19 protein-coding genes are annotated in these 26,294 nt (G+C 46.1%); 8 read left to right on the top strand and 11 right to left on the bottom strand.

Annotation, left to right across the window (positions count from 1 at the left end):
• Positions 1-143 precede the first annotated feature (143 nt).
• From HMPREF0670_RS04180 to mltG, 6 genes are all read right to left on the bottom strand, one after another.
• A complete protein-coding gene (locus tag HMPREF0670_RS04180) occupies positions 144-1,481 on the bottom strand; it encodes a DUF3078 domain-containing protein (protein WP_044077685.1) in 1,338 nt (445 codons plus the stop codon).
• Positions 1,482-1,620: 139 nt separating this feature from the next.
• The gene (gene trmD, locus HMPREF0670_RS04175; protein ID WP_009229924.1) at positions 1,621-2,307 is read right to left on the bottom strand and encodes a tRNA (guanosine(37)-N1)-methyltransferase TrmD; all 687 of its coding nucleotides are present in this window, start codon (positions 2,305-2,307) and stop codon (positions 1,621-1,623) included.
• A gap of 31 nt (positions 2,308-2,338) precedes the next feature.
• Positions 2,339-3,019: a DedA family protein gene (locus HMPREF0670_RS04170; RefSeq protein ID WP_009229923.1), complete on the bottom strand. Its 681-nt coding sequence runs from the start codon at positions 3,017-3,019 to the stop codon at positions 2,339-2,341.
• A 10-nt stretch (positions 3,020-3,029) separates the two neighbouring features.
• Complete coding sequence (locus tag HMPREF0670_RS04165) at positions 3,030-4,442, bottom strand: tetratricopeptide repeat protein (protein WP_009229922.1); 1,413 nt, start codon at positions 4,440-4,442, stop codon at positions 3,030-3,032.
• Positions 4,443-4,585: 143 nt separating this feature from the next.
• A complete protein-coding gene (locus tag HMPREF0670_RS04160) occupies positions 4,586-6,301 on the bottom strand; it encodes a glutamine--tRNA ligase/YqeY domain fusion protein (protein WP_009229921.1) in 1,716 nt (571 codons plus the stop codon).
• Between the two features lie 1,995 nt (positions 6,302-8,296).
• The gene (mltG, locus tag HMPREF0670_RS04155; protein ID WP_009229919.1) at positions 8,297-9,346 is read right to left on the bottom strand and encodes an endolytic transglycosylase MltG; all 1,050 of its coding nucleotides are present in this window, start codon (positions 9,344-9,346) and stop codon (positions 8,297-8,299) included.
• A 189-nt stretch (positions 9,347-9,535) separates the two neighbouring features.
• On the opposite strand from mltG, the gene HMPREF0670_RS04150 reads away from it, so the two are divergent.
• Positions 9,536-10,180, top strand: coding sequence for an HAD family hydrolase (locus HMPREF0670_RS04150; RefSeq protein ID WP_009229917.1), 645 nt, complete (start codon positions 9,536-9,538; stop codon positions 10,178-10,180).
• Between the two features lie 202 nt (positions 10,181-10,382).
• On the opposite strand, the gene HMPREF0670_RS04145 is transcribed toward HMPREF0670_RS04150, so the two are convergent.
• The 3 genes from HMPREF0670_RS04145 to rfbA all read right to left on the bottom strand — a co-directional run bounded on the left by HMPREF0670_RS04145 (position 10,383) and on the right by rfbA (position 14,342).
• Positions 10,383-10,814: a BT0820 family HAD-type phosphatase gene (locus HMPREF0670_RS04145; protein ID WP_009229916.1), complete on the bottom strand. Its 432-nt coding sequence runs from the start codon at positions 10,812-10,814 to the stop codon at positions 10,383-10,385.
• A gap of 65 nt (positions 10,815-10,879) precedes the next feature.
• The gene (locus HMPREF0670_RS04140; RefSeq protein ID WP_009229915.1) at positions 10,880-13,384 is read right to left on the bottom strand and encodes a GumC family protein; all 2,505 of its coding nucleotides are present in this window, start codon (positions 13,382-13,384) and stop codon (positions 10,880-10,882) included.
• 79 nt (positions 13,385-13,463) lie between these two features.
• The gene (gene rfbA, locus HMPREF0670_RS04135; RefSeq protein ID WP_009229914.1) at positions 13,464-14,342 is read right to left on the bottom strand and encodes a glucose-1-phosphate thymidylyltransferase RfbA; all 879 of its coding nucleotides are present in this window, start codon (positions 14,340-14,342) and stop codon (positions 13,464-13,466) included.
• Positions 14,343-14,788: 446 nt separating this feature from the next.
• Between rfbA and HMPREF0670_RS04130 the strand changes: the two genes are divergently transcribed.
• The 7 genes from HMPREF0670_RS04130 to HMPREF0670_RS04095 all read left to right on the top strand — a co-directional run bounded on the left by HMPREF0670_RS04130 (position 14,789) and on the right by HMPREF0670_RS04095 (position 23,350).
• A complete protein-coding gene (locus tag HMPREF0670_RS04130; RefSeq protein WP_009229913.1) occupies positions 14,789-15,901 on the top strand; it encodes an MORN repeat-containing protein in 1,113 nt (370 codons plus the stop codon).
• Positions 15,902-15,955: 54 nt separating this feature from the next.
• The gene (locus HMPREF0670_RS04125) at positions 15,956-16,405 is read left to right on the top strand and encodes a YhcH/YjgK/YiaL family protein (RefSeq protein WP_009229912.1); all 450 of its coding nucleotides are present in this window, start codon (positions 15,956-15,958) and stop codon (positions 16,403-16,405) included.
• Positions 16,406-16,733: 328 nt separating this feature from the next.
• Complete coding sequence (locus tag HMPREF0670_RS04120; RefSeq protein ID WP_009229911.1) at positions 16,734-18,734, top strand: alpha amylase C-terminal domain-containing protein; 2,001 nt, start codon at positions 16,734-16,736, stop codon at positions 18,732-18,734.
• On the top strand, positions 18,735-19,880 hold the full coding sequence (locus HMPREF0670_RS04115) for a DUF6057 family protein (protein ID WP_009229910.1): 1,146 nt from the start codon (positions 18,735-18,737) through the stop codon (positions 19,878-19,880).
• A gap of 1,004 nt (positions 19,881-20,884) precedes the next feature.
• The gene (locus HMPREF0670_RS04105) at positions 20,885-22,012 is read left to right on the top strand and encodes an ABC transporter substrate-binding protein (protein WP_044077682.1); all 1,128 of its coding nucleotides are present in this window, start codon (positions 20,885-20,887) and stop codon (positions 22,010-22,012) included.
• Between the two features lie 7 nt (positions 22,013-22,019).
• Positions 22,020-23,033, top strand: coding sequence for an iron ABC transporter permease (locus HMPREF0670_RS04100; RefSeq protein WP_009229908.1), 1,014 nt, complete (start codon positions 22,020-22,022; stop codon positions 23,031-23,033).
• 125 nt (positions 23,034-23,158) lie between these two features.
• Positions 23,159-23,350, top strand: coding sequence for a hypothetical protein (locus tag HMPREF0670_RS04095; protein ID WP_009229907.1), 192 nt, complete (start codon positions 23,159-23,161; stop codon positions 23,348-23,350).
• Positions 23,351-23,425: 75 nt separating this feature from the next.
• Here the strand turns inward: HMPREF0670_RS04095 and HMPREF0670_RS04090 are convergent, their stop codons facing one another.
• Complete coding sequence (locus tag HMPREF0670_RS04090; protein ID WP_009229906.1) at positions 23,426-25,594, bottom strand: helix-turn-helix domain-containing protein; 2,169 nt, start codon at positions 25,592-25,594, stop codon at positions 23,426-23,428.
• Between the two features lie 180 nt (positions 25,595-25,774).
• Positions 25,775-26,269 carry a low molecular weight protein-tyrosine-phosphatase gene (locus HMPREF0670_RS04085; RefSeq protein WP_009229905.1) on the bottom strand — a complete coding sequence of 165 codons (495 nt, stop codon included), beginning with the start codon at positions 26,267-26,269 and terminating at the stop codon, positions 25,775-25,777.
• Between the last annotated feature and the right edge of the window lie 25 nt (positions 26,270-26,294).

The raw sequence follows: 26,294 nt of genomic DNA, 5'->3' as shown, positions 1-26,294 counted from the left end.
GCAGCAGCGAAACGCAGGTTGTGGGGTTGGAGAAAAAAGGAATGGCGTCGGCCAACACTATCCCAAAGATGAGCATCAGTGCGATGCGCACCAGCGGATAGAGTTGGATGACGCCATTGGGACGTGTCATACAGGCCTCTGTGTTAGAACGAATAGGAGAAACCTATTGATACGAACTCGCGCAATTGCAGGTATCCGTGTTTCTCGTCGCGTGTTCCTCCATCGTCAAAACGAGGATAAACGAAGAGCTTTGAGCTAATGAATTTGTTGAATTGGAACGTGAAAGTGTTTTCCCATTCCACTTCTGCCCTGCTGTAAGTTGTATATCCATAAAGGCGTGTTTGCCAGCTGATGGGTTCGGCTATCTTCCACATCAGGTCTACGGTAAACTCAGAACCAAAGTCGTGAAGGGTGTGGCTATCTGGTTTCAGGCTGTAGCGAGGGCCTAACGCAAGCCTGTCTACATAGCGGAAGTTATAGGCTAAGGGTGCGAGATGTATCGAACCTTTAAGTCTTCCCTTAAACCAATCAACGTTGTAGTCCATACCAAGCGATATGTTTGTGTTGAAAGGCGACATGAAATCGGATGCCGGTTCACCGCTGTTGTTTTTATATCCGCGTAAGAATTGGGTGTAAGCCACAAGTTGTAGGGTGTAATACCATCGCTTGGTGGCTTGAAGTCCTAGCTTGCTGGTAAATCTTATGAGGTCTTCTGATGTCTTGAGGCTGTGCAGGGTGTCGCTAGGCGAGGTGATGAAACCTAGCTTTAGTTCGAGTTTGTTGTCGAATTTAACCTTCTGCTTGTTGTTGTAATTGCACTGTAAGGTAACGGCACTCACCATAGAATAGTTGCTTTCGCCACCCTTATGCCAGTTGCCCGACACATAATTTTGCAGGAATTGCAGGTAATAGTCGCCCTTGAAGGTCCAGAAGTTGGGCTTGGTAACAACCACGTTGATTGGTCCGCTTTCGGGGTCGGTGGGTACTTGCGGCTGTTTTTCGGCTAATCCCGCATCCGACTTGATGACAACGGGCGTTGTCTTTCCTTCGGGGGCCACATTGTGCAGCACAGTTTCGCGGTTTAACACCAAGTCGGGCCTTTTAAGGTAGATACCTAACAGTGCTGCGTCGGTAAACCTTGGTCCTAGATAATCTGCCCTTTGGTTTCGCGCCTTAGTGGTCGTGCCTTCGCCGGAGAGGTCGAAGAAGTCTTTGGCTATTCCTTCGTAGAAGGTGAGTGGCGAGAAGAGCTTGTAGCTTTGGTATGGAACAACGTTCTCAACAAAGTCGTTTGGAAGTGCGCTTTTGTCGTTTTGCCGATACACCTTATTATATAGGAGGGCCAGCGAGTCCTCATAACTTTTTAGCAGAGCTGTGGCATAGTCGGCTCTGTCGGTGCGGCGTGTGGGGCGCGTTTGTTGTGCTTGGAGCGTAACAACGGCAAGGGTTGATAATATAAGGGTACTTAAAACGTGTTTCATTACAATTGTTTTTACTTGCAAAGATAGCAATTATTTTCTACGTTTTGCGTTTTGTTTTACTTCTTTTTTTGTTGCTTTTGTTGGTGGTTGGTCTAGAAATGACAGGCCACCGGCTGTGCTTTCTTTTGGGAGAACGCTCTTATTCGTCCTTCCGTTCTAGTAAGTCGGGGCGCAGTTGCCTTGTTCTTTCCAAGGCTTGTTCCATCTCCCATGTCTTTATTTTGGCCTCGTTGCCGCTGAGCAGGATGGGTGGAACTTCCCAACCTTTGTAGTTTGCTGGGCGTGTGTAGATGGGTGCGGAGAGCAAATCATCTTGAAAACAATCGGAGAAAGCGCTCTGTTCGTCGCTGATAACGCCAGGGATGAGTCGCACAATGGCGTCGGCCATCACGGCGGCAGCTAGTTCGCCCCCTGTGAGTACATAGTCGCCGATGGATATTTCGCGTGTTATGAGGTGGTCGCGTACGCGTTGGTCAACGCCCTTATAGTGTCCGCAAAGTATGATGATGTTGCCTTTTAGCGACAATTCGTTGGCAACATGCTGGTCGAATTGTTGTCCGTCGGGCGACGTGAATATCACTTCGTCGTATTCTCGTTGGGCTTTAAGAGCAGAAATACAGCGGTCTATGGGTTCGCATTGCATCACCATCCCTGCAAATCCACCGTATGGATAGTCGTCAACACGCCTCCATTTATCGGTAGAATAGTCGCGAAGGTTATGCAGATGTATTTCTGCTAGCTCTTTTTTTTGTGCGCGTGCCAAGATAGATTCGTGCACGAATCCCTCAATCATCTCGGGCAACACGGTGATAATGTCAATTCTCACTATTCGATTTCCTTTCGTTATGTCGTCTATATTAATTGCCTTCGTTAGGGGGCGTGCCTTCCGTTACGGTCGATGCGTTTGCCTTACGCTTTTTCCTTTTACGCATTTGCCACCATATTGCACCAACGATAGCCGCCACGCCGACGGCAATAATGACAACGAGTTGTATCTGGCTGTTGTACTCTTCAATCTTGTTGTAAAGTTCTTCCTTGGGTACGAACGAATGTAGATACCATCCGAGGGTGGCCAAAACGGTGTTCCAAAGGCCTGCGCCGATGGTGGTATAAAGGATGAACTTCCAAAACTTCATCTTGGAAAGACCTGCTGGGATGGATATTATTTGGCGTATGCCTGGCAGGAGTCGGCCTGTAAGCGTGGCAATAACGCCGTGGTCGTAGAAGTATTTCTCGCCTTTCTCAATTTTCTCTTGGTTCAACAGGCAGAGATGTCCCAGCTTGCTGTTGGCAAAGCGGTATATAACGGGGCGGCCGAGGTAATAGGCCGCAGCGTAGTTGGCCGAAGAACCGAGTACAGCCCCTATGGTTGCGACAACCACAACGAGTACGATATTCAGCTCGCCGGCTGCTGCACGATAGGCGGCAGGGGGCACAATGAGTTCTGACGGGGCGGGAATGACGGAGCCTTCGATGAACATCAGGAGTAACACCGTCCAATAATTGAGGTTGTTTAGCAGGGGTAATAACCAGCTCATTTCTTCTTTTTTACTTTTGTTTTGTGATGTAATTGTAATAACTCTCTGGGTCGAGGTCTTTGGGAAAGTACTCCCCAAGGATTGTTTTAGCCTCCATGGGGTTTAGTTCGCAGGCTTTGCGCAGGAAGTGCAGGTACTCCGACTCCTTGTTTAGACATTTACAGCAGAGCGACATGTGCGAATATCCGTCTTTCCAATCGGCAGGAACCGATTGAAAGAGCGTGTGAAACATCCTGTAAGCCAATTGCATATAGCCGTTGTCGTATACTGATATGGCGATACGGAAATACACATTAGGAGCCGACTTTGAGTGTCTGACGGCCTCTAAGAAAAAGTTTTGGGCTGCCAAAGGGTTTCCGTTTTCCAGTTGGATGTGGCCTTTGAACACAGTTAACTCGTCTTCGTCGCCGTTACCTGTGGCTATGGCCTTGTCTACGTATGCCAAAGCGTCGTCCACTCTGCCAAGTCTGGACAGGGCAAAAGCCGTTTCTTGATAAATCTCTACCAAGTTAACCGACTTAGGCACAGCCATTTCTTCGGCCTTTTGCAGATGTTGCAGAGCCTCCGCTGGCCGATCGAGGTTGATGAGGGTGATGCCAATGAATATTTCTCCCGTTTCATCATCCTTATGGAGGTTGTTAAATCGGGTGTAATAAGTAAGTGCCTCTTCGTACTCGCCTAGACTGAACATGCCGTTGGCTTTGTTAAGTAAGGCCTCTTCATCGTTAGGATTGATGGCGATAGAGTATTCGCTGCTCTCGATGGAGTCTTTAATGCGATTGCTAAGAAATTGCGATGAGGCCAGTTGGTTCCAGTAGGGTGAGGCAAAGGGGTTTTCTTCTACAAGTTTCTTAAAGATTTCTTCGCCCTGTCGGTACTCGCCTTTACCCAATGCTATGCGTCCTTGCACTTCTTGATAGTCGGCCGTTTGCGTGTTTTCGGCCAGCGCGAGCCATGCTTGTGCATGATCTATGAGGTCGTAATCCAAGTAAATGTCTGCCACATCAAGAATAAAGTCGTCCCTTTCCTCGTCGTCTTGCCATTCTAATTGCTGGCGTAAAAACTCGTCGGCCTCGTCGTTTTTGTTTTCAACGAGCATGATTTCGACACGCAAGTACACGCATTCGAGTTCCGATTGGTCGTCAACTTGCTCTAAATACCATTTTGCTTTTTGGGGATTTTGCATTAACAGCTCGTATCTGCCCATGAACACCAATGGCGGCATTGCCCCCGGGAACATGTCTACACCTTTTAGGGCGGCTTTCACAGCATCGTTCGTCCGCCCGTCAGTGTAGTAATATTCGGCAATATCGGCCAGCGTGTCCGAGTCGAAGTAGGCAGTGCGCCCCTCTTGTTCGGCTTCCTCGTAGCTATGGAGTGTTTGCTGAAACTCTTCGCTGTTGAAATAGCTGTCGTTTGTCATTGTTTTTAAACAATCAAGAGGGGCGAACGGTGTTCGTCCCTCATGTTAGTGGTATGTGGCACGGGCCATACAATGTTTTGTTTTGATAGCCCTTGCCGTATGTTAGGATGCGTCGGCGTGTACGTATCGCTGCTCGGGTGTGCTTATTTATTCTGTTTTGCCCACGTGTCTTTCAAACCTACGGTCTTGTTGAACACGGGATGTTCGGCAGAAGAGTCGGTATCGGCCATGAAATAGCCAATGCGTTGGAATTGCAGATACTCGCCTGGTTTTTTGTTTGCGGCATAGTTTTCCACATAGCAGTTGGTAAACACCTTTTTCGAATCCTTATTAAGCAGTTCCCTAAAATCCCTTTCGTCGGTCGATGGGTTCTCTACGTCGAACAATCTGTCGTAAACGCGCACCTCGGCTTGGGTGCAGTGGTCGGCCGAAAGCCAGTGAAGTGTGCCCTTAACCTTGCGGTTGGCGCCCTCCATGCCACTCTTGCTCTGTGGGTCGTATTCGGCTTGCACCTCCACAATGTTGCCATCGGCGTCTTTGGTGCATCCCGTACACTTGACGATGTAGGCACTTTTCAGGCGTACTTCTTGTCCAGGTGTCATCCTAAAGAACTTCTTGGGCGCGTCTTCCATAAAGTCTTCGCGTTCCATCCACAGATTTCTAGAAAAGGTGATGGTGTGTGTGCCGTCGGCTGCGTTTTCGGGATTGTTCACCGTTTCCATTTCTTCGGTCTGCCCTTCGGGATAGTTTGTAATCACCAACTTAACGGGATTAACCACTGCCGTTACGCGGCAAGCACGCTTGTTGAGGTCTTCGCGTACCGAGGCTTCAAGCAAGGCCATGTCGTTAAGTGCGTCGAACTTGGTGTAGCCAATAGAATTGATGAACATGCGAACGCTTTCAGGAGAATATCCTCTGCGGCGCATACCGCATAGTGTAGGCATGCGTGGGTCGTCCCAACCACTCACCAAACCCTCGTCTACAAGCGTGTGCAACTTGCGTTTGCTCATTACCGTGTAGGTGAGGTTCAGTCGGTTGAACTCTATCTGGCGTGGACGGAAATCGTTGATATTATCCATTTCGCCGTTCATCTCTTTAAGGAAGTCGATGAACTTGTCGTACAATGGGCGGTGAGGAACGAACTCCAAGGTGCAGATGGAGTGTGTTACGCCCTCAAAGTAGTCGCTTTGTCCGTGTGCAAAGTCGTACATGGGGTAGGCATTCCATAGTGTTCCCGTGCGATGGTGCGGCGTATGGATGATGCGATACATGATGGGGTCGCGGAAGTGCATGTTGGGATTGGCCATATCTAGCTTTGCACGCAGCACCATAGAGCCCTCTGGTGTGTCTGGTAGGTTCATTTTCTCGAACAAAGCGAGGCTTTCTTCAACCGGTCTGTCCCTATATGGCGATGCAGTACCAGCCTTTGTGGGCGTTCCCTTCTGCTCTGCAATCTGTTCGCTTGTTTGTTCGTCGATGTAGGCGTGGCCTTTTTTTATCATCCATACGGCGAAATCCCATAGCTTTTGGAAATATTCTGAGGCGTAATAGATGTTTTCCCATTTAAAGCCTAGCCACTTTATGTCGCTTAGTATGTTTTCAACATACTCGTCTTTTTCTTTACTGGGGTTGGTGTCATCGAAACGCAGGTTACATATTCCGTTGAATTTCTCTGCTGCTCCGAAGTCCATGCAGATAGCTTTGGCATGGCCGATGTGCAGATAACCGTTTGGTTCTGGGGGAAAACGCGTTTGTAGGCGTCCGCCATTCTTTCCCTCGGCCAGGTCTTGTTCAATGATTTGTTCTACAAAACTCAGGTTTTTTTTCTCTTCGTTTGAGTTTTCTATTCTTTCTGTCATTGTATACATTATTATATTATAGTGCAAAGGTACGATAAAGGAGCATAATATCAAAATTCACATTAGTTTAAATCTTACTTTTTTAACATGATGTGTCAAAATATGTTTTCTAACATAATAAAAAGTTTGCGTAAATAAATTTCAGGTCGTAACTTTGCACTCGTTATCCTGAATACAATCTTTTTGCCTTAAAAAAGCTAATACCTATTGAGATTAGATGCGCTGCACTGTGAAGTGTGGCGCATTTGTATTTTAGTTATGTACGTTATGTTCTACTGCTGTCATCAATATTGTCAGTGCTATAATGTATCTGCGAACGCACTTAATTTATAGCAAATATTATTATAATAGAACGATAATTTCGTTTTCTTAAAGCATTTTTGACTTACACGAACAGGTGTATATCAGTTTTTTTCCAGTTGCTCTTTGTGCTCTTAATGCGATGAACATCTGTTTGTTGGGTTATCCATGAGCGTGACGATTGCTGTCTCTAGCTTGAAGTGTCACTTTAGTATAGAAGTTGTCTTGACTTTAAAAGTTTCTATAAATTGAGAGGAGTTAATTATCTTTGTGCTGTAAAACCAGGATAAACTCGCCCCCCCTCCTGTACAAACTTGCCCCCTCCTGTACAAAGTAGTGGACAAAGATACGATAAAATCTGAAATTCTACCCCATTTGTCTGTGGAAAACATAGTTTATGACCCAAAAGTGGCCTGGCGGAAGTCCTTCAACGTCTTCTCTGCAAGTTGAAAACAGGCTGTAAATAACAGATTACTTCGGCGTTTGCCTGGTGCTGTCTCCATTTGTCGTGGGTAGCATGGCGTGCAACCGCTCGCGCTGGTGGCAGCAAGTTTAGGTGCTTTCCGCGTGTTGCTTGTGGGCATGAATGCTGCATTATCGTTTTTAATTTGTCTAGTTTTCAGTACTAAATTTAACATTATGACTACCCTTTTCGTCCACCAATCGCAAACATTGCCGCAAAAAATCGATTCTCGCGAAGGTTTGTTTTGATGCTAAATGGGGCTAGTATGTGAAAGCGGCAAAATGAATATTTATTACAAACAATCGTCATTAGCACCATTTTGGGGGCTATTTGCTGCTAAATGCAGTGTGTTTTGGTGCTAAACGTAGTGCGTTTTGGTGCTAAATGCAGTGCGTTTTGGTGCTAACAGCAGTGCGTTTTGGTGCAAAACGCAAGGTAAAATGGTGCAAAACGCAGTGCAAAATGGTGCAGAACACAGGATGAAAAGCATAAATATCCACGGCAATGGTATAAATAAAACCTTTTCGAACCATGAAACAAATAGCTCAAAGGGGCAGAATAGCCATTAAAAAGTGGGAGTTTTGCGCCTAAAAGTGGATAATTGGGCTTGAAAAATTAGGCGTCGGCAACCAAACTAGAAAGGCAAAATGGTGCAAAATGCAGGTCCTGTTCTTAGAAATGGACAAAACAAAAGACCCGAAAGGCCCACAAAAGTAGTAATTTACCTACTTTTTAACCTATATTTTCGCTAGAAGGGAGTGAAAATAATAATGCAATTGTAAAATAAAAATAATAATTTTAGGTTTTGCCTGTTGATGAGTAAGTGTGTTGATGAGCTTGTGTTTTTTTAGTAGGTTAGTAGGTTAATTTATGAGTTGATAAGTTGGTGAGTTGATGTGTTGATGAGTTGATGGCGCTTATCCAGGCTAATGGTGAACCAGCGACTTGCAATAAAATGTGTTGAAGACCTGATTAACGCATCTTGTGTTTGCTTTAGCACAGGTTAGTATCTTGTGTGCACATCGAAATACCTCCAATGTCAACCACTTTATTTGAAACCGCTAAATGGCACGCAATCATATGTTTAATACGTTGCTTACATGTTCTAATTGCAATGTATTAGGCAAGTGATTGCAAGACATTTAGCGGCCATTTAGTTTTCAAGACATTTGGTTATGCCTTTTCTTTTATAATGCTTTGAAGAACATTTCCAACCAATACGGTCGTGATTATTACTTAATCCCCCTTTGGTTTAAGGCCTTAGTGTATTTAGCCGCGTTGGCCAAATGTTCTGCATAAGTTTTAGCAAAGTTATGCGTACCGCTAAAATCTTCTTTCGCACACATGTACAGGTAACCGTGCTTTTTAAGATTGAGTACGGCCTCGATACCTTCTATGCTAGGAATGCGTATCGGACCAGGGGGCAAACCTGCGTTGCGATAAGTGTTATAGGGGCTGTCGATGTTGAGTAGCTTATTGTAAATGCGTTTCAGTCCAAACTGTTTCCACGCATATTTAATGGTAGGGTCGGCTTGTAGGGGCATGCCGTTCGGGTATTCGGCATTGCGCAACATCAGTCGGTTGTAGTACATACCTGCCACCATAGGCTTTTCCGCATTGTTAGCTGTTTCTTCGTCGACGATGCTCGCCAGTGTAATCACCTGTACGGGTGTTAGTTTTAGCTCGTTAGCCTTTACGGTTCGGTCAACATTCCAAAAGTTCTTGCTTTCTTTCTGCATGCGATCGAGCAGCTTTTCGGTTGATATGTTCCAATAAACGTCATAGGTGTTAGGGATGAACATACATTGGATAGTGGCCGTATCATAACCATAGTGTGCGCAAATTTTGGGGTCGCGCAATGCATTCAGCAGCTGAGTGCTGTCCATCATGAGGCGTTTGCACACTTCTGCCGATAGTTTGTCAAGCGTTCTTACGCTAGGGACGGTGAGGCTTACGGGTTCTTGCATGCCGTTTTTCAGGTGTCTGAACACCACAAAAGCCCCTTGTCCTGCCTTTATGGCATAGCGTCCCGGCTTGATATGCTCGCCGTAAGAGCTGTGTCGCGTTAGCGTTCTGAACCCACTTAGTGCATGTGGCGAGCAGTTGGGGGTGAGTTTGGCATACACCGAGTCGATATTATCGTCGTTGTCTATGTATACGAACTTGGTGGCACTGCCCGATGGGAGCATGGCCGAAAAGAAATAGTAATACAATATACCCAATATTACGAGCAAGCAAATGCCCGCAGGGATGAGGTAATTTCTTACACAGCTGTGTTTCATTGTTGATTATGCTTTATTTTCAATGCAAAGTTAGTAATTTTAAACAACATCTGTGGAGAGGTGAGCATATTTTTATAACTTTGCACTTGCTGTTCTTGGTTATGTGTTTGGTTATACGAACCCATATCGCGTTTGCGCTTGCATTTTCAGAACATATTTTTATGGATAATAAAACGGAAGGGAAATAAAATGATAAAAGATTACGATACCTATATATTTGATTTAGACGGTACGCTATTAAATACTTTAACCGATTTGGCCGCTAGCTGCAACTATGCCCTGCAACAGCACGGCATGCGCCAACGTACTATCGACGAGGTACGGCAATTTGTGGGGAACGGCGTAAAGAAATTGATGGAAAGAGCCATACCTGATGGTTTGGCTAATGCCCAATTTGAGGAAGTTTACCAATGCTTTCGCCAACATTATCTTGAACATGGGCTAGACCATACATCGCCTTATCCTGGGGTGTTGCAGATGTTGGCCGAACTGAAACGGCGTAAGAAGAACGTTGCCGTAGTGAGTAATAAGTTTTATAAGGCTACGCAAGAGTTGTGCAAGCATTTTTTTGACCAGTATGTGGAGGTGGCTATTGGCGAACGCGAAGGCATTAGCAAGAAACCTGCTCCCGATACGGTATTGGAGGCACTTGTGCAGTTGGGAGTAACGGCCGACAATGCCGTGTATATTGGTGATAGTGATGTGGACATAGCCACAGCCAAAAACTGCAATTTGCCTTGTATCAGTGTGCTTTGGGGCTTTCGCGATAAGGATTTCTTGCTCCGTTCGGGTGCTACTACTCTTATCACAGCACCCGAAGAGTTGTTGGTGTAGTGGCGTGGCGGTTTTTACAAACAGAGAGAGTGAAATAAGGTTACTCCTACTAAACGCATGAAGGAGCTGTGTTATCAATATGAAATAGTCAAGCCATGCCTACTATGGAGATAGAAAAAGGCATGGCTTGACTATATTAGTGCGTTAGTATATTGAGAAAAAGTTGTGAGTGCAGTGGGGGGACGTGAGTTGCGTCAGCTTGTTAGAACTGCCACCAGTGTTTCTTTTTCTTGTAGCTTTCGGGATTGTTATGTGCCCTGATTGCGTTTCTAACGATTTGTTTGTAGGTAACGTTCTCCGTTACCATACGATAAATTTCACCCCAATCGGGCAGTCCACCAACGTTACGGTCGTCTATAAAGAGGTCGGCTTTGAGTTTTCTAGAGAAATGGTTGTTCTTCTCTTTCTCCTCTTCTGGATAGTCTCGATTCACAGCATAGAACTCCACACCGCGTTGTCTGCACCATTCCACGGCCTCGTCCAGCAATTCGCCTTCCCTTACACTCCATAAGATAAGCCTGTGCCTGTCTTTGATGAGCATTTTCAACGTTTCGGTGGCGAAGGGTATTTCTTCTCCAATTTCGGGGTAACGGTGTTCTACGATAGTTCCGTCGAAATCAACTGCAATTGTCATTCCTTATAGTGTTTAGCGGGTTTCATCGGCTTTGTTGCTGATGAAACCCGCGTTATGTAGTGATTTTATTGTTTCACCGAAGTATCGTTCTCGTTGCTGTAATGGCTGTTGCTGTAATTGCCATAGTTGCCATAGTTGTTATAGCGACCATACTTTCCGTGTTTGCCATAATAGCCATACTTGGCGTATCTGCCGTATTTGCCATAGCCGTAGTAGTAGCCGTACTTCTTCTTCGAGAGGTCGATGCCGTTAACCACAACGCAGATGTTGGGCAACTTGTTTTCTACGTGAAGTGTATTGATGAGTTCGAAATTCTCTTTCGGCGTGTAGTCGGCGCGACAAACATACACCGTGAGGTTCGAAACCCTGCCCACTTGCAGCGTATCTGTAACAAGACCAACTGGTGCGGTGTCGATAATCACGTAGTCGTATGTGCGTTTGAGCAAGTCCATGATGTCGTCTAGCGAAGTTCTTGTAAGCAACTCGGCAGGGTTTGGCGGTATCGGACCGGCCATCAGCAATTCCAAGTTGTCGTTGACACCTGATGGCAATGTTTGCGCTTGTATGTCGGCAGCGGTTACAACGGTCTTTGTTAGCAAGTTGGTGATGCCATGTCGGTGGTCGTCAATCTCGAACAACTCGGCCAATCGCGGCTTACGGATGTCAAGACCAACCAAGATAACCTTCTTGCCAAGTAGTGCGAACGACACGGCGAGGTTTGCGGCAATGAACGTTTTGCCTTCTCCCGAAATGCTAGATGTGAACGAAATGACCTTTTCGTTTTCTTTAAGCATGAATTGCACGTTGGTACGCATCGAACGGAATATTTCTTCCATCTGGTTGTTCTGGTTCTCGTGAACAACGATGTCTGCTTTCGTCTTAGCTGTTTCGCTAGCCACGGCCACGTCAGCGATGATGGGAAGGCGCGTGAGGCGTGCCACATCGTCGTGTCCTTCAATCTTATACCTAAAGAAACTGAGAAGGAAAAATACCACACTTGGTATGGCCAGGCCAGCAGCAAGTGCGCCCGCATAGATGGTTGATGACCTCGGTGCCACCTTGCCGACAACGGTGGGGTCGTCAATTAGCTTTCCCTTGTCGGCAGTTGCGGCAAGAGAGATGGAGTTTTCTTCGCGTTTTTGCAGCAGCATGAGGTACAGTCCTGCTTTCACCTCAAGCTGTCGGCCAATTTGTTTCATGGTTTTCTCTTGCTCGGGTGTTTGTTGTATCATGCTGTTGTATTTGCCATACTGCGATGCCACAGCATTTCTTTGGATGTCCATGCTGCGCTTGGCTTGCGCCATTGCTCGGCGAATACTGCTCGAGAGGTCGTCTAGTTGCGATGTTAGGGGGGTAACCGTGGGGCTGTTTTCCGATGCACTTCTGAGCAGCCTGTTGCGTTCGAGTACTATTTCGTTGTATTTGTTGATAAGCGAAACGGCCGATTGGTCGCTGATGCCGATGTTGGCAGGCAACGTCTCGTATTTGTTGGAAGGCTGGTTCATGTAGTCGTTGATGCTGTTGAGCAACGCAATCTGTGTGTTAGCCTCGGCAAGTTTCTGGTCGTATTGGTCGCTGTTAGACAAGGCTTGGTTTGCGCTCATCTGCAACTCCACCATCTTGTTGGCTTTCTTGTAGCTTTCCAATTGGCTTTCGGTACTTCCCAGTTCGGTGTTAATCTTCTCCAATCTTCCGTTAATGAACTCTTCGGTTCTCACGGCCACTTCGTTCTTGTCTTCGTTCGCTTGCCTGTTATAGCAAATAGCAAGTTGTTTAAGGTAGTCGATGGCGCGTTCGGGACTTTGGTCGTTGATGGTGAGCACGGCGATGGATGTGCTTTTCGACGACTGGGCGATGCTTAGGCCCGCAGCATAACCAATGGCTACGGCCTTAGGTGGGCTAATGCGCACCAATACCTTCTCTCCATCTTTCATGGGAGTGGTGGAGTTGGGTATGAAAGTGAGGATGCCCGCTTGCGTTCCAATGGCGGCAGGTAGAGCCGTAAAGCTCTTGTCGATGGCGTAGGCCTTTCCTGGTGCATCGGGATTGGTGGAGTAATAGGTACCCTCGACATGGTATTTCTTTCCCTCACGCGTGATGGTTAGGGAGATTGGGTGGGTCAATATGTCGAGGTGTATGGGGTCGATGTCTACTGATATAGGTTGTGTTTTGTACATCAACCTGTTGGTTACTTTGCCCGCACTCATATAAGTGGTGTATAGTTTCAGGTCTTTAACCGCCTGGATGGCAATGGAACTCGACTTGAGGATTTCCATTTCGTTGTCGATACCCGTAGAGTTCGACACCATGCCGAGGTTCGTCGTGTATTGCAAACTGTTTCGCCCCCTACTGTTATTCTCTTCCTTAATGAGCAGTTTTGCGTATGTCTGATAAATGGGAATGGTGTATCGCAGATAGATGCTGGCCAGTCCCAGGCAGATAATTAATGACAATACAAACCATTTCCAATTCAGGATGAGGGTCATGTAAACGGTTTGGAAATTGAATAGCGATTTGCCCGCTGGGGCTTGTTCGTTATCCAAGGTGTTGTTTTTTATATTCTCTTCCATACAATCTGTTGTTTCTTTTCTCTATCTCTCTTCGCTTATGATGTTTCACTGTTGTTTGAGAAGTTTCAACGCTTTAGCTTTATTTCGCCATTTGGGCAATGCGCATAAGGTATTGTCCGTACTCGTTTTTAATCATGGGTTGGGCCAAAGCCTTCACTTGCTCCTTGTCAATCCACTTGTTGTCCATCGCAATTTCTTCGAGGCAAGCCACCTTTTGTCCTTGTCTTTTCTCAATTACTTCGATGAACGTACTTGCTTCGCTAAGGCTGTCGTGTGTGCCCGTGTCTAGCCATGCAAAACCCCTTTGCAGCGTTTGCACTTTTAGGGCTCCTCTTGAAAGGAACTCTTGGTTAACGGTAGTTATTTCCAATTCTCCCCTGGCGCTGGGCTTGATGTTCTTGGCTACTTCAACCACGGCGTTGGGATAAAAGTATAAGCCCACCACAGCATAGTTGCTCTTTGGGTGTTTGGGCTTTTCTTCTATGCTGAGGCAGTTGCCCTTGTCGTCGAATTCTGCCACCCCATAGCGTTCGGGATCGTTAACGTAATAGCCGAAAACCGTTGCCTTACCATTGTTCGCAGCCTCTACACTCTGTCTAAGCATACCCGTAAATCCAGCTCCATAGAAGATGTTGTCGCCAAGTACGAGGCAAACCGTGTCGTTACCAATGAACTTCTCGCCGATGATGAACGCTTGCGCCAATCCGTCGGGGCTGGGTTGTTCGGCGTATTCAAACCTTACGCCCAGGTCTTTTCCATCACCCAGCAGGCGTTCGAAACCTGGAAGGTCGTGTGGAGTGGATATAATCAATATCTCTCTGATGCCTGCTAGCATCAAAGCCGATATGGGATAGTAAATCATGGGCTTGTCAAAAATGGGTATCAACTGCTTACTAACACCTTTTGTAATGGGGTAGAGCCTTGTACCTGAACCTCCGGCAAGTACGATTCCTTTCATACGCTTTTATGTTTAACGATTTATGGGACAATAATTATGTTCTATGTTCGGTTGGTGCACATGGCACATATATAAATGATGACTGGCGTTTGGGGTGTCATCTGCGATGCATAAAATAAGGAAGTTGCCTTGGGGTATTCCCAAAAACATTCACCTCTGTTTGCATCTAGGGGTGGTGCAGTTCACTTCGGCCCTGCATCGTGTCACCTTATTATATGTTGCAAAGATAATAATAAAAACTGAAATTTATATTTTTCGGCTAGTTTTTGTTTGCTTTATTGTACTTTCTCCGGATTTACTTTGTCCTTTTCGGCTTTGCATTACCGTTTTTGTTCTCCATTTCTGCGTTGTTTATGTATTTTTACTCTTAATTTTTACTAAACCATTTTGCGGTTCGGATTAAAATACTTAATTTTGAAAATCGAACAATCAATAAAACTTGAAAAGTGAAAAATATCATACTAACGCTGTTAATATTTCTCTTACCGCTAGGCACTTCTGCACAAAAGATAACCATAGGCTCGTGTAACACGATGGACGGAGGCCTTTATAAGGGCGAAATGGCTGGCGGAAAGCCTCATGGCAAGGGCAATACGCTGTATAGCAATGGTGAAACATACGAGGGCGAATACTTTAAAGGGCGTCGTCAGGGCTATGGCGTTCGAACCTTTGCTGATGGAAAACGTTACGAAGGACAATGGTTTCAGGACCAACAACACGGCAACGGCACTTGTTATTTCGCCAACAACAATAAATATGTGGGTCTTTGGTTTCGTGGACATCAACAAGGTCATGGCGTGATGTATTATTATAATGGTGATAAGTACGAAGGCAATTGGGCTCACGACAAGCGCCAAGGCAAAGGCAGATACACCTTCTCTACGGGTGCATTTTACGATGGGAACTGGAACGACGACAAAAAATCGGGCCTGGGTTTCTTCGATTGGGGCGACGGGTCCAACTATAACGGCATGTGGGTAGACAACCAACGCTCTGGAAAAGGCACTAACCGTTATGCCGATGGCGACGTGTATGTAGGGAATTGGACCAATGACATTCAGAACGGAAAAGGTATTTACAAGTTCCAAAACGGAGATGTCTACGAAGGCGACTACGTTCAGGGCGACCGTACAGGCCAGGGTATCTTTAAATATGCCAACGGCGACCGCTACACGGGACGTTTCCTCGAAGGAGATAAGGACGGTAAGGGAACCTTCGTATGGGCAAATGGAGACTCGTATGTTGGCGACTGGAAGAAAGACCGACAGAACGGGCACGGAAAGTTGACGAAGAAGAACGGCGACGTATTTGAAGGCAACTTCATAAACGGCCGCGTTGAAGGCGAGGTGATAATACACTATGCCGACGGGTCTCGTTTCAAAGGCACTTATAAAGATGGTAAACGGAACGGAAAAGCAATAGAGGAAGATAAGAGCGGAAACAGGTTTGAAGGAACATACGTCAGAGGTATTCGCGACGGCCGATTTGTTGAGAAAGACAGAAACGGGCAGATTAAAGCCAAAGGCCATTACGAGAACGGAAAACGTTTCAACGACTGATTACCCCAAACGCGCTCCTCATCGCTTGGCATTAAGAACTAGAAACAGAGAACGATGGTATTAGACGTGTTAGACAATTTTGGAAAATACGCGGCGTTGAACCCGTATTTCTCTTTGGTGGACGCCTTTATGCGTACCCATCAACTTGAAGAACTTGCGCTCGGCACATATAATATAAAAGGTGAAGACGTGGTGTTGAAAATAGAACAGGCCATGGGAAAAAGTCGAACCGAGGCCATTTTGGAGAGCCATTGCCAAATGATAGACATCCAAATACCACTTCAACAAGAAGAAACATTCGGCTTGGCAGCCACTGTTTCATTGCCCGCTGCTGACTATTCTGCCGAAAAAGACATCTCGTTCTATCCCAACTCTCCCGTGCAGAACTACGTAACATGTCCTCGTGGAGGGTTTGTGATATTCTTCCCACAAGATGCACACGCACCTTGTATCTCCGAAGATGCAAGCTTTACAAAGGCTATTTTCAAAGTGCGATGTGTGTAACGGCGGTCAATACAGCTTGTTTTTCCGGTGTTTCCAACATTCATTGTACCAGTTTTGCTTGCTCATGAGCTAAGCAAAGTGGGTAAGACATTTCTAAGGACTAGCCAAACCTGTTTTCTCATACCACAAGGACCAAGAGTTAAACCAACATCATAAGCCGTGCCGTCAACAACACATTGCGCAAACATGCGCAAACAAGAACATGTTGACCTCTCGGCACTCGTACATATAAATTGAAATAACTATGTCAGCAAAAGACGCTAACCCCACAAAGAAAGTGAAAAAGCCTTCGAAGACGACAACAGCGCCCACCCCAAACGCCTCACGCATGGGCCTAGTTAAGAACGATGCCTACCTCGAACCCTACGAGGATGCGATACGCGGCAGGCACGAACATTACCTGTGGAAAATGAACCAGTTGTCAGGCAATGGGCGGAAAACGCTAAACGACTTTGCCAATGGACACCAATATTACGGCCTACACAAGCTGTCGAAAGGGTGGGTGTTCAGAGAATGGGCGCCAAATGCCACCGAGATATATCTCGTGGGCGATTTCAACGATTGGAAAGAGACAGAACGTTACCGTGCCAAGCGCATCGAAGGAACAGGCAACTGGGAGTTGCGCCTATCCGAAAAGGCCGTTTCTCATGGCGACCTCTACAAGATGCACGTGTATTGGAACGGCGGAAACGGAGAACGCATTCCTGCTTGGGCGCGCCGCGTGGTTCAAGACGAACAAACGCACATCTTCTCGGCGCAAGTTTGGCAACCTGAGCATGCTTACGAGTGGTCGAAGAAGAAGTTCAAACCCACCACTTCGCCCTTGCTCATCTACGAGTGCCATATTGGTATGGGGCAAGATGCCGAAAAGGTTGGGTCGTACACCGAATTTAAAGAACTTGTTTTGCCGCGCATTATCGAAGACGGGTACAACTGCATACAGATAATGGCCATACAAGAACATCCCTATTATGGCAGTTTCGGCTATCATGTCAGCTCGTTCTTTGCGGCCTCTTCGCGTTTTGGAACACCCGAAGAACTGAAATCGCTCATCGACGAGGCCCACAAGCATGGCGTTGCCGTTATTATGGACATCGTCCACTCGCATGCAGTGAAGAACGAAGTGGAGGGATTGGGCAACCTTGCAGGCGATCCTAACCAATTCTTCTACCCCGGCGAGCGACATGAACACCCGGCTTGGGATTCGCTTTGTTTCGATTATGGAAAAGACGAAGTCATTCATTTCCTACTTTCCAATTGTAAATATTGGCTCGAAGAGTTTCATTTCGATGGTTTCCGTTTCGATGGCGTAACTTCAATGCTCTATTTCAGCCATGGATTGGGCGAAGCTTTCTGCAACTATGGCGATTACTTTAACGGTCATCAAGACGACAACGCCATTTGCTATCTCACGTTGGCCAACAAGCTTATACACGAAGTCAACCCCAAAGCCATTACCATTGCCGAAGAGGTTAGTGGCATGCCTGGTCTTGCGGCTCGTATTGACGATGGCGGATATGGGTTTGATTATCGTATGGCGATGAACATTCCCGACTTTTGGATAAAGACCATTAAGGAGCTTTCAGACGAGAATTGGAAACCCAGTTCCATCTTCTGGGAAGTGAAGAACCGCCGCTCCGACGAACTGACCATCTCGTATTGCGAAAGTCACGACCAAGCTTTGGTAGGCGATAAAACCATCATTTTCCGCCTTATTGATGCCGACATGTATTGGCATTTCAAGAAAGGAGACGAGAACGATGTTGCCCACCGTGGCATTGCCCTGCATAAGATGATAAGGCTTGTTACTGCTGCCGCTATTAATGGCGGCTATCTCAATTTCATGGGCAACGAGTTTGGGCATCCCGAATGGATTGACTTCCCACGCGAAGGCAATGGATGGAGCTACAAATATGCACGTCGTCAATGGAATTTGGTAGACAATAAAGAGCTTGACTACCATTATTTGGGCGACTTTGACAGAGAAATGCTGAAAGTCATCAAGAGCGAAAAAGACTTTATCAAAACGCCCGTGCAAGAGATTTGGCACAACGATGGCGACCAAATCCTCGCTTTCATGCGTGGCGACTTGATATTCGTCTTTAATTTCAACCCCACCACCTCGTTCACCGATTACGGTTTCCTTGTTCCTACGGGGGCATATAATGTGGTTTTGAATACTGATGCCAGCGCGTTTGGCGGCAACAACCTGGCCGACGACACTGTTACGCACATCACCAACTACGACCCTCTGTATGTTGCAGAGCGTAAGGAGTGGCTAAAACTGTACATACCTGCTCGTTCGGCGGTTGTTTTAAGAAAGAATTAGATGAACATTTCATTTCAAAAGAATGGGGCAGTGCTGTCGCAGGCACTGTGCTCCATTCTCTTTTGTCTTTATAGCTTTGTTTTCACTTGTTTCTATCAAGCGAACGAATTGGCTTTGATGATACGCCGCCTTACTGATGGCATACAGCTCTACCTTAACCGTTGGGTTGTAGGCTTGTTGCTCACGGGGTTATTGTTGTTGTTGCAACGGGGCTTGTTACGCCTTATGGGTGGTAGTGGGCACAGGTTGTATGTTCTGTCTTTTGTACCATCTTTTTTGGTACTCATGTTCCTCTCTTCCTTTACAGGCATTGCACCTTTCGCTGCATTCTTGCCAAAACTAGGCACATCGTTGGTGCTTGTAGTGTTGGCGGTTGGCTTGTTTGTTTGGCGCCAAAGGCGAAATGTAGACACGGAAACAGAATACAATCCGATGTTTTTCCTTCCCCAGTCGGTATGGTTTATGGCCTTACTGATGTTTGCCGCTGCATACGGCGGTGCTGTTCCTGCTAAGCTGCATCAACAGCTTGTAATGGAAATGCTGATTAAAAGTGGAAATAGCGAAAAGGCTTTGGAAGTAGGTAAGCGTGATACGGATGCCGATTCGGCACTAACTTCGTTGCGTGTACTGGCCTTGGCCAACGAAGGACTTCTTGGTGAGCAACTCTTTGATTTCCCCTTACGGGGCAAATCGGCGGCGATGATGCCAAATGGAAAGTCGGTAAAGTGGTTCACTCTAAATGCGAAAACCCTCGATACGCTCTTCGTTGTGCCCACTTCACACGACGAATACATCACACTAAACGGACTTGAAAAGTGGGCGGAAGAACATAAGCTTACCAAGCCGGCATACGACTATCTGCTCTGTGGCTACCTGTTAGACCGCCGCATAGATGTTTTTGCCGCCAATGTGTTTCGCTATTACCCCAACAACAACGAATTACCCAAGCATTATCGCGAGGCACTTACCTTATATATGCACCAACGCACCAACCCTGTTGTGGTTTACAGCAACAACTTGATGGAAACCGATTATCAGGATTTTCAAGATTTGGAGAACAAATACAAGAATCGTACCGAACGCATCAATGCCCTTCGGAGTGTTTACGGCAACACCTATTGGTACTATTACAATTATGGCGAGTAATATGGTAAAAGGGTAGGTTAGCAAGGATGGGGTTATTAGTAGACATGTGAACGTGTTGGTAAGGTTCAAGTTCACACAAACCACAAACTAAAAAATCATAAACTCAATACTTCATGAATTTACAAGTCCACCAACACACCAACCAACTCATCAACCAACCCACCAACTTGCAAACTCATTAACTCACAACCTCCCCAACTCACAGTCTTAAATTGTTATCTTTTATTTTTACAATATCGTTCTGGTTTTCACTCTGTTCTAGCGAAAATATAGGTTAAAAAGTAGGTAAACTACTACTGTTTCTTGCTTTTCACGTCTTCTAACGTGTCCGTTTTTGAGAACATAACCAGCATTTTGCACCATTTAGCCTTTCTAGTTTGGTCGTCGGCTCGTAATTTTTCATGCCCAATTGCACACTTTTAGACCCTAAAAACCTACTTTTTAACGGCAATTTTACCCTTTTTAGCCTTCTTTTTAATGTCTCTAAGAGGTTTTGTTTATACCATAGCAGCGTATTTTTATGCTTTTTGCCTTCCATTTAGCTGCATTTTACACTGCGTTTTGCACCATTTTACCTTGCGTTTTGCACCAAAACGCATTGTATTTAGCAGCAAAACGCACTGCGTTTAGCATCAAAACATCTTGCAATTAGCACCATATTGCACTACATTTAGCCGCAATTGACCCCAAAATGGGTGCAAACGATGGTCTTTTTAAATAAAAATACATTTTGTTGCATTCGCAGGTTAGTTCCTTTTTACATTAAAACCAACCTTCGCGAGAATCGATTTTTTGCGGCAAGGTGGGCGATTGGTGAGCGGAACTGGCACTCATAATGTTAAAATTCTAACTGAAAAATGGACAAAGTTCGGGTTGGCGAGTTTATAAGCGGTCTAGTTGGACGGGTTAGCAGGCCTCTCGGCCAAGCCAAGCGTTGCTAATCACAATAAATTACCACCTTGTTTTGCCGAATAACAAACTAAAATCGTAACTTTGTGGGGTCTATGAAGAAGGTACTTTTATTATTGTTTGCCGCGCTACTTATTGTTGCTTGTGGTGGCAAACAAGCCAAGGAACAGAGGAGCGAGGGCGACACGCTCCACTTTAAGTATGCCCAAAACATTGTTATAATCAAGCAAGAGCATGCTGTTGTTGTTGAAATTAAAAATCCGTGGAAAAAAGATGCTTTGCTACACCGCTATGTTCTGCCCAACGATACAAACTTTTCGCCGAGCAAGGTGGCCGATGGTGTGCCTACAACTGTTATTCCCAAGGTGAAACATAGGGCCATTGTGTGTCCGTCTACACATGTAGCCCTGCTCGAAATGCTTGGTGCCGAACAGCAACTTGCTGGTGTATGCGACCTAAAATACATGATTTCGCCTCGCGTACAGCTGTTGGCTAAGACGAAGAAAATAGCCGATTGTGGCGAAAGTATGAACCCCGACATCGAGAAAATGATGGAAACACGAGCCGACCTTGTGTTGGTATCGCCCTTTGAAAACAGCGGGGGGTATGGCAAATTAGACAAAACGGGCATCGCCATCATAGAGTGTGCCGACTATATGGAAACCTCGCCACTTGGCAGAGCCGAGTGGATGCGTTTTTATGGCTTGCTGTTTGGTTGCGAACAAAAGGCAGATTCGTTGTTTGCCTTGGTTGAAAAGAACTATATGGAGCTTTCCAGAACCGCAAAAAAAGAACGCGAACGACCTACGATATTAACCGAAAAACTCACGGGTAGCGTGTGGTATGTGCCTGGGGGGCATAGCACTATGGCAAAGATGATTGCCGATGCAGGAGCTATTTATCCCTTTGCAGACAATGAACTGAGTGGAAGTGTGGCCTTGCCATTGGAAAAAGTGCTCGAAAAGGCGCGCACGGCAGATATTTGGTTGATAACCTATAACGCGCCCCAACCACTGACCTACGCGCAATTACAAGCCGAAAACAAGGGCTATGCCATGATAAAAGCCTTTACCGCACGGAACATCTACGGATGCAATGCCGCTATTAAGCCCCTATTTGATGAGGCACCTTTCCGTCCCGATGGCCTTTTACGAGAACTTATTAGCATTGCCCACCCTTCGGCCTTTCCGTCCGAATGGCGTTATTATACACCTTTAAACTGAATTTTCCATGCGCCTTACATCGTTAAAAATCTTTGTTTTGGTGCTTTTCATCCTGATATTGTTCGGGTTGAACCTTTTGATTGGCTCTGTTGACGTGCCTTTCAAGTACGTAATGGGTATTATCGTAGGGAACAAAACCGAGAACGAACTTTGGAATTACATCGTTATCGAGAACCGACTGCCGCAAGCGCTTACCGCATTATGTTGCGGTGGGGCGTTGTCGGCTAGTGGGTTAATGCTCCAAACGGCCTTTCGCAATCCCCTAGCTGGGCCAGGCATCTTTGGCATTAACAGCGGTGCTGCCTTGGCTGTGGCCGTGGTGATGCTGTTTCTTGGGGGTAGTGTGTCGATAGAAACCGTGAATTTAAGCGGTTTTACGGCCATCTTATTTGCGTCGTTTGCTGGTGCAATGGCTGTAACCTTCATTATTTTGGCCTTCTCAACCCGTGTTCGCAACAATGTATCGTTGCTTATTATCGGCATCATGATTGGCTATTTGGCATCTTCGGTCATTTCGTTACTCAACTTCTTTGCTACCGACCAAGGCGTAAAATCTTATCTTATATGGGGGTTGGGCAGCTTTGGTGGTGTGTCGTTAGGTAACATACCCTTTTTCTGTACAATGGTTTTGGGGGGCTTGGTATGTTCTCTTGTTTTGGTAAAGCCACTTAATGCCCTTACTTTGGGAGAGCAATATGCCCAAAGTCTTGGTGTAAACGTGGCTCGAACGCGCTTTTTGCTACTGGCCATTACGGGTTTGTTAACGGCCGTTACAACAGCTTTCTGTGGTCCGATAGCCTTCATTGGCTTGGCTGTTCCGCACCTAGCCCGACTGTTAACTGGCACCGAAGACCATCGCACGCTGTTGCCTGCAACCATTCTTTTAGGTTGTGGTGTGGCTCTGCTTTGCTCGTTGCTGTGTTATCTGCCGCCCAATGGTAGCATTATTCCCATTAATGCCATTACACCATTGATTGGTGCACCCGTTATCGTGTATATCATGATGAAAAGGAGGGGGTGAAAAGGTGGGTTAAAGGTGAAAGGGTGAAAAGGTGGGTTAAAGGTGAAAAGGTGAAAAGGTGAAAAAATGGCTGCGCCTACTGATGGATAAGTAGTGACAAGTTGGGGTAGTATCTAGAAACCCTAGTGAACCTAGAAATCCTAGTGAACCTAGGAAAACTAGAAACCCTAGAAGAACTAGAAATCCTAGAAGAACTAGAAACCCTAGAAGAACTAGAAACCCTAGAAGAACTAGAAACCCTAGAAGAACTAGAAATCCTAGAAGAACTAGAAATCCTAGGAGAACTAGAAATCCTAGAAAAGCTAGAAATCCTATGAAACCTAGCAAGAACTAGATAATATAATAAGGCTTGCCCGCCAACTTACAAAACCAAACGCTTACCCGTTCGTCAACTAATCATTTGTTCTCCCTACAATATCAGCCATCACAAATTGGATGTCTTCGTAGGTAATGTTCGGACTCACTTCTTCCTTTATTTCGGTTAAGCTCTTCTTTTCTTCGTGATGTTTTATTAAGAAACGGGTAATCTCTTGCCGTTTCTTATCGTCCACAAACTCGGATGCAGACAAGCGTCCCTCCCTTACATAATGCACCAAATGCAAATGAATGGTCCTTGTTGTCAGTTCGCGTCGTTTGGCAATCTCGTCTATGCTCATGCCCAAACGGTAGAGGTTAAATGTAGCCAACTTTGTGTCTACTTTCGGCTTTACCTCTTTTATCTTTTTTGTATTAGGCTTATCGCCATCCATTGCACCCAGCAACAGTTTGGCCTTGACCGAAAGATAATCGCCCACGCTGAACGAAACATCCTCTCTACTTTCGTATTTCAGCAGGTTCCACTTAAAGTCTAGGGTTTCATGCACATCAGTGTATCGCTCTTTTAGCGTTTTCTTTAAAGCCTTGTTGTCGGTTTCTATCTTGTTTTTTCGGTGCATCTCCACAAGCAAAGCCAAACGTTTATGAAAGTATTCGGCACCCGAACGGATGCGTTGCAACACTTCGTCGCTTAATTCTTGCTCTTGCTGGGCCGCTAACATCTGTGTGTATTGCAATCTGAACCTAGCCGCCACAGATGCAACCTCGTCCAGAATGGGTCTTGCAGAACGATATTCTTGCAGCAAGCGTGGGTATTTGCGAGCGAAATGTTCGTCGATAAAGCGCGTAATACGTTCGAATGCGATGCCAATGGGGCGGAAATCGAACAGCTCGTCAATCAAGTTCACCTCGTATGTGCGCTGCATTTGCGAAAGCATCTCGCTGTTGGGTTGGCGCGCAGAGGCGTCGATGTTGAACTGATGCACCTTTTCGTCGCAGATGACCGTGCTTGTAGAGAGCGGCGAACTCAGCACAAGACCCTCCAATGTTTTGCAACGGCTCAGAGCAACGTATGTTTGTCCGTGGGCAAACGAGTGTTGCGCGTCGATGATGGCATGCTCGAAGGTTAGTCCTTGGCTTTTATGTATGGTTACTGCCCATGCCAATCGTAGGGGAAACTGCTTGAAAGTGCCCTCTATCTCTTCTTCAATCTCGTGCGTAGTCTTATTTAATACGTACTTGGCGTTCGTCCATTCTTCGGGCAATAGGTCTATCAGTTCCCCTGTTTCGTTGCCTTTCACGGTTACGCCACGGGCTGTTGTCGACACCACTTTACCCAACATGCCGTTGTAATAACGTCCTTTGCCCGTGCTGTCGTTCTTAACAAACATCACTTGGGCATCCTCTTTCAGCTCCAACACAAACTCGGTGGGGAACGATTGTTCAGGAAATTCGCCCGTGATGCTAGCCTTATAATGCCTGCTTGTGCCTGGTAGTTCGGCCAATTTGCTTTCGTTGATGCTCTGCGCTTGGTAGTTGTGCGTTACAAGGCGAATGTAATCAGTGCCAGCAGGTGGAACAAAGTTGGGTATGTATCTGCTATTTAGTTTGTTAAACGTGTCTTGGTCGGCCTTGTTGTCGCGTATCTTATTCAGCAGAGAAAGAAAATCCAGGTCGTTTTGTCGGTAGACATGTTTCAATTCAATGGTTATGTAGCCCATTTGTTTGAGGGCAAGACTCGAAAAGAAGTAAGGTGAGTCGTAATATCTGCTCAGCATGTTCCACTCTTCGTCTCTAACCACGGGCGGAAGCTGTTGCAAGTCGCCAATTAACAAGAGTTGCACGCCACCAAAAGGCTTGCTCCTGTCGCGATACCTGCGCAAAACCATGTCTACGGAGTCGAGCAAATCAGCTCTCACCATACTTATTTCGTCAATCACCAGCGAATCGAGAGTTCGCAATATGCGTTGTTTCTCCTTGCTAACCCTGAAGATACCCTCAGCCTTAAGGGTGGAATTGGGTACGTATGGCGCAAAGGGAAGTTGGAAGAACGAGTGAATGGTTACGCCATTGGCATTGATGGCGGCGATGCCCGTAGGCGCAACCACCACCATTCGCTTAGGAAGTTTGTCTTTAAGTGTACGCAGAAAGGTTGTTTTCCCTGTTCCAGCCTTGCCCGTTAAGAATATGCTTGCGCCCGTGTTCTTCACAAACTGCCAGGCCAGGTTCATCTCGTCATTCTTCATTGTCTATAAATCTTTGTCGTGTTTAGATGCGTTGGAAAGCATCAGCAGCAGAGGTTAAGATTTTTGTTCTCAATTGCTTGTTTGCCAAATACTTATTGCGTGTGCCCTAATGTGTTAGTGATAGCATGTTTGCACACGTTCTCAATAGGGTTGTCACAGGTATAATGTCGCTTAATTTGGTTATAATTCGCCGCCTTTGGCTAACCTATCTGCTAGCGTGTTGGTGGCATCTTCGATGAGGTCGAGCGCATAATCGAAGTCTTTTTCATCGCCATAATATGGGTCGGGTATCAGTTTCGCCTTGGGATGACTGGCTGCATAGTCCACCAACATTTTCACTTTGGCTAGTTCGCGCTCGTTGTTTGTCTTTTGCGACAACATATTTTTGTTGTCGTTGTCCATCACGAAGATGTAATCGAACTTTCTGAAATCGTCGGTATCGAATTGTCTTGCCCTACTGTTAAAGTTGTAGCCGCGGGCCGCACCGCATTTACGCATCCTGCTATCGGGCAGTTCGCCCACATGCCAACCGCCAATCCCAGCCGAATCTACTTCGAACAAGTCGCTCATTCCCTTGTTTAGCAACACCTGTTTCATCACGCCTTCGGCAGCAGGCGACCTGCAAATGTTACCCAAACACACGAACAACAATTTGGTTCTCTTTCTATCTTCCATGTCCTTATATATAATAATGTGTAGT

The sequence above is a fragment of the Prevotella sp. oral taxon 317 str. F0108 genome (assembly GCF_000162415.1).
GTDB lineage: Bacteria > Bacteroidota > Bacteroidia > Bacteroidales > Bacteroidaceae > Prevotella > Prevotella conceptionensis.
Note: the sequence above shows the minus strand (reverse complement) of the source record. Positions and strands in the feature narration are given on the sequence as shown.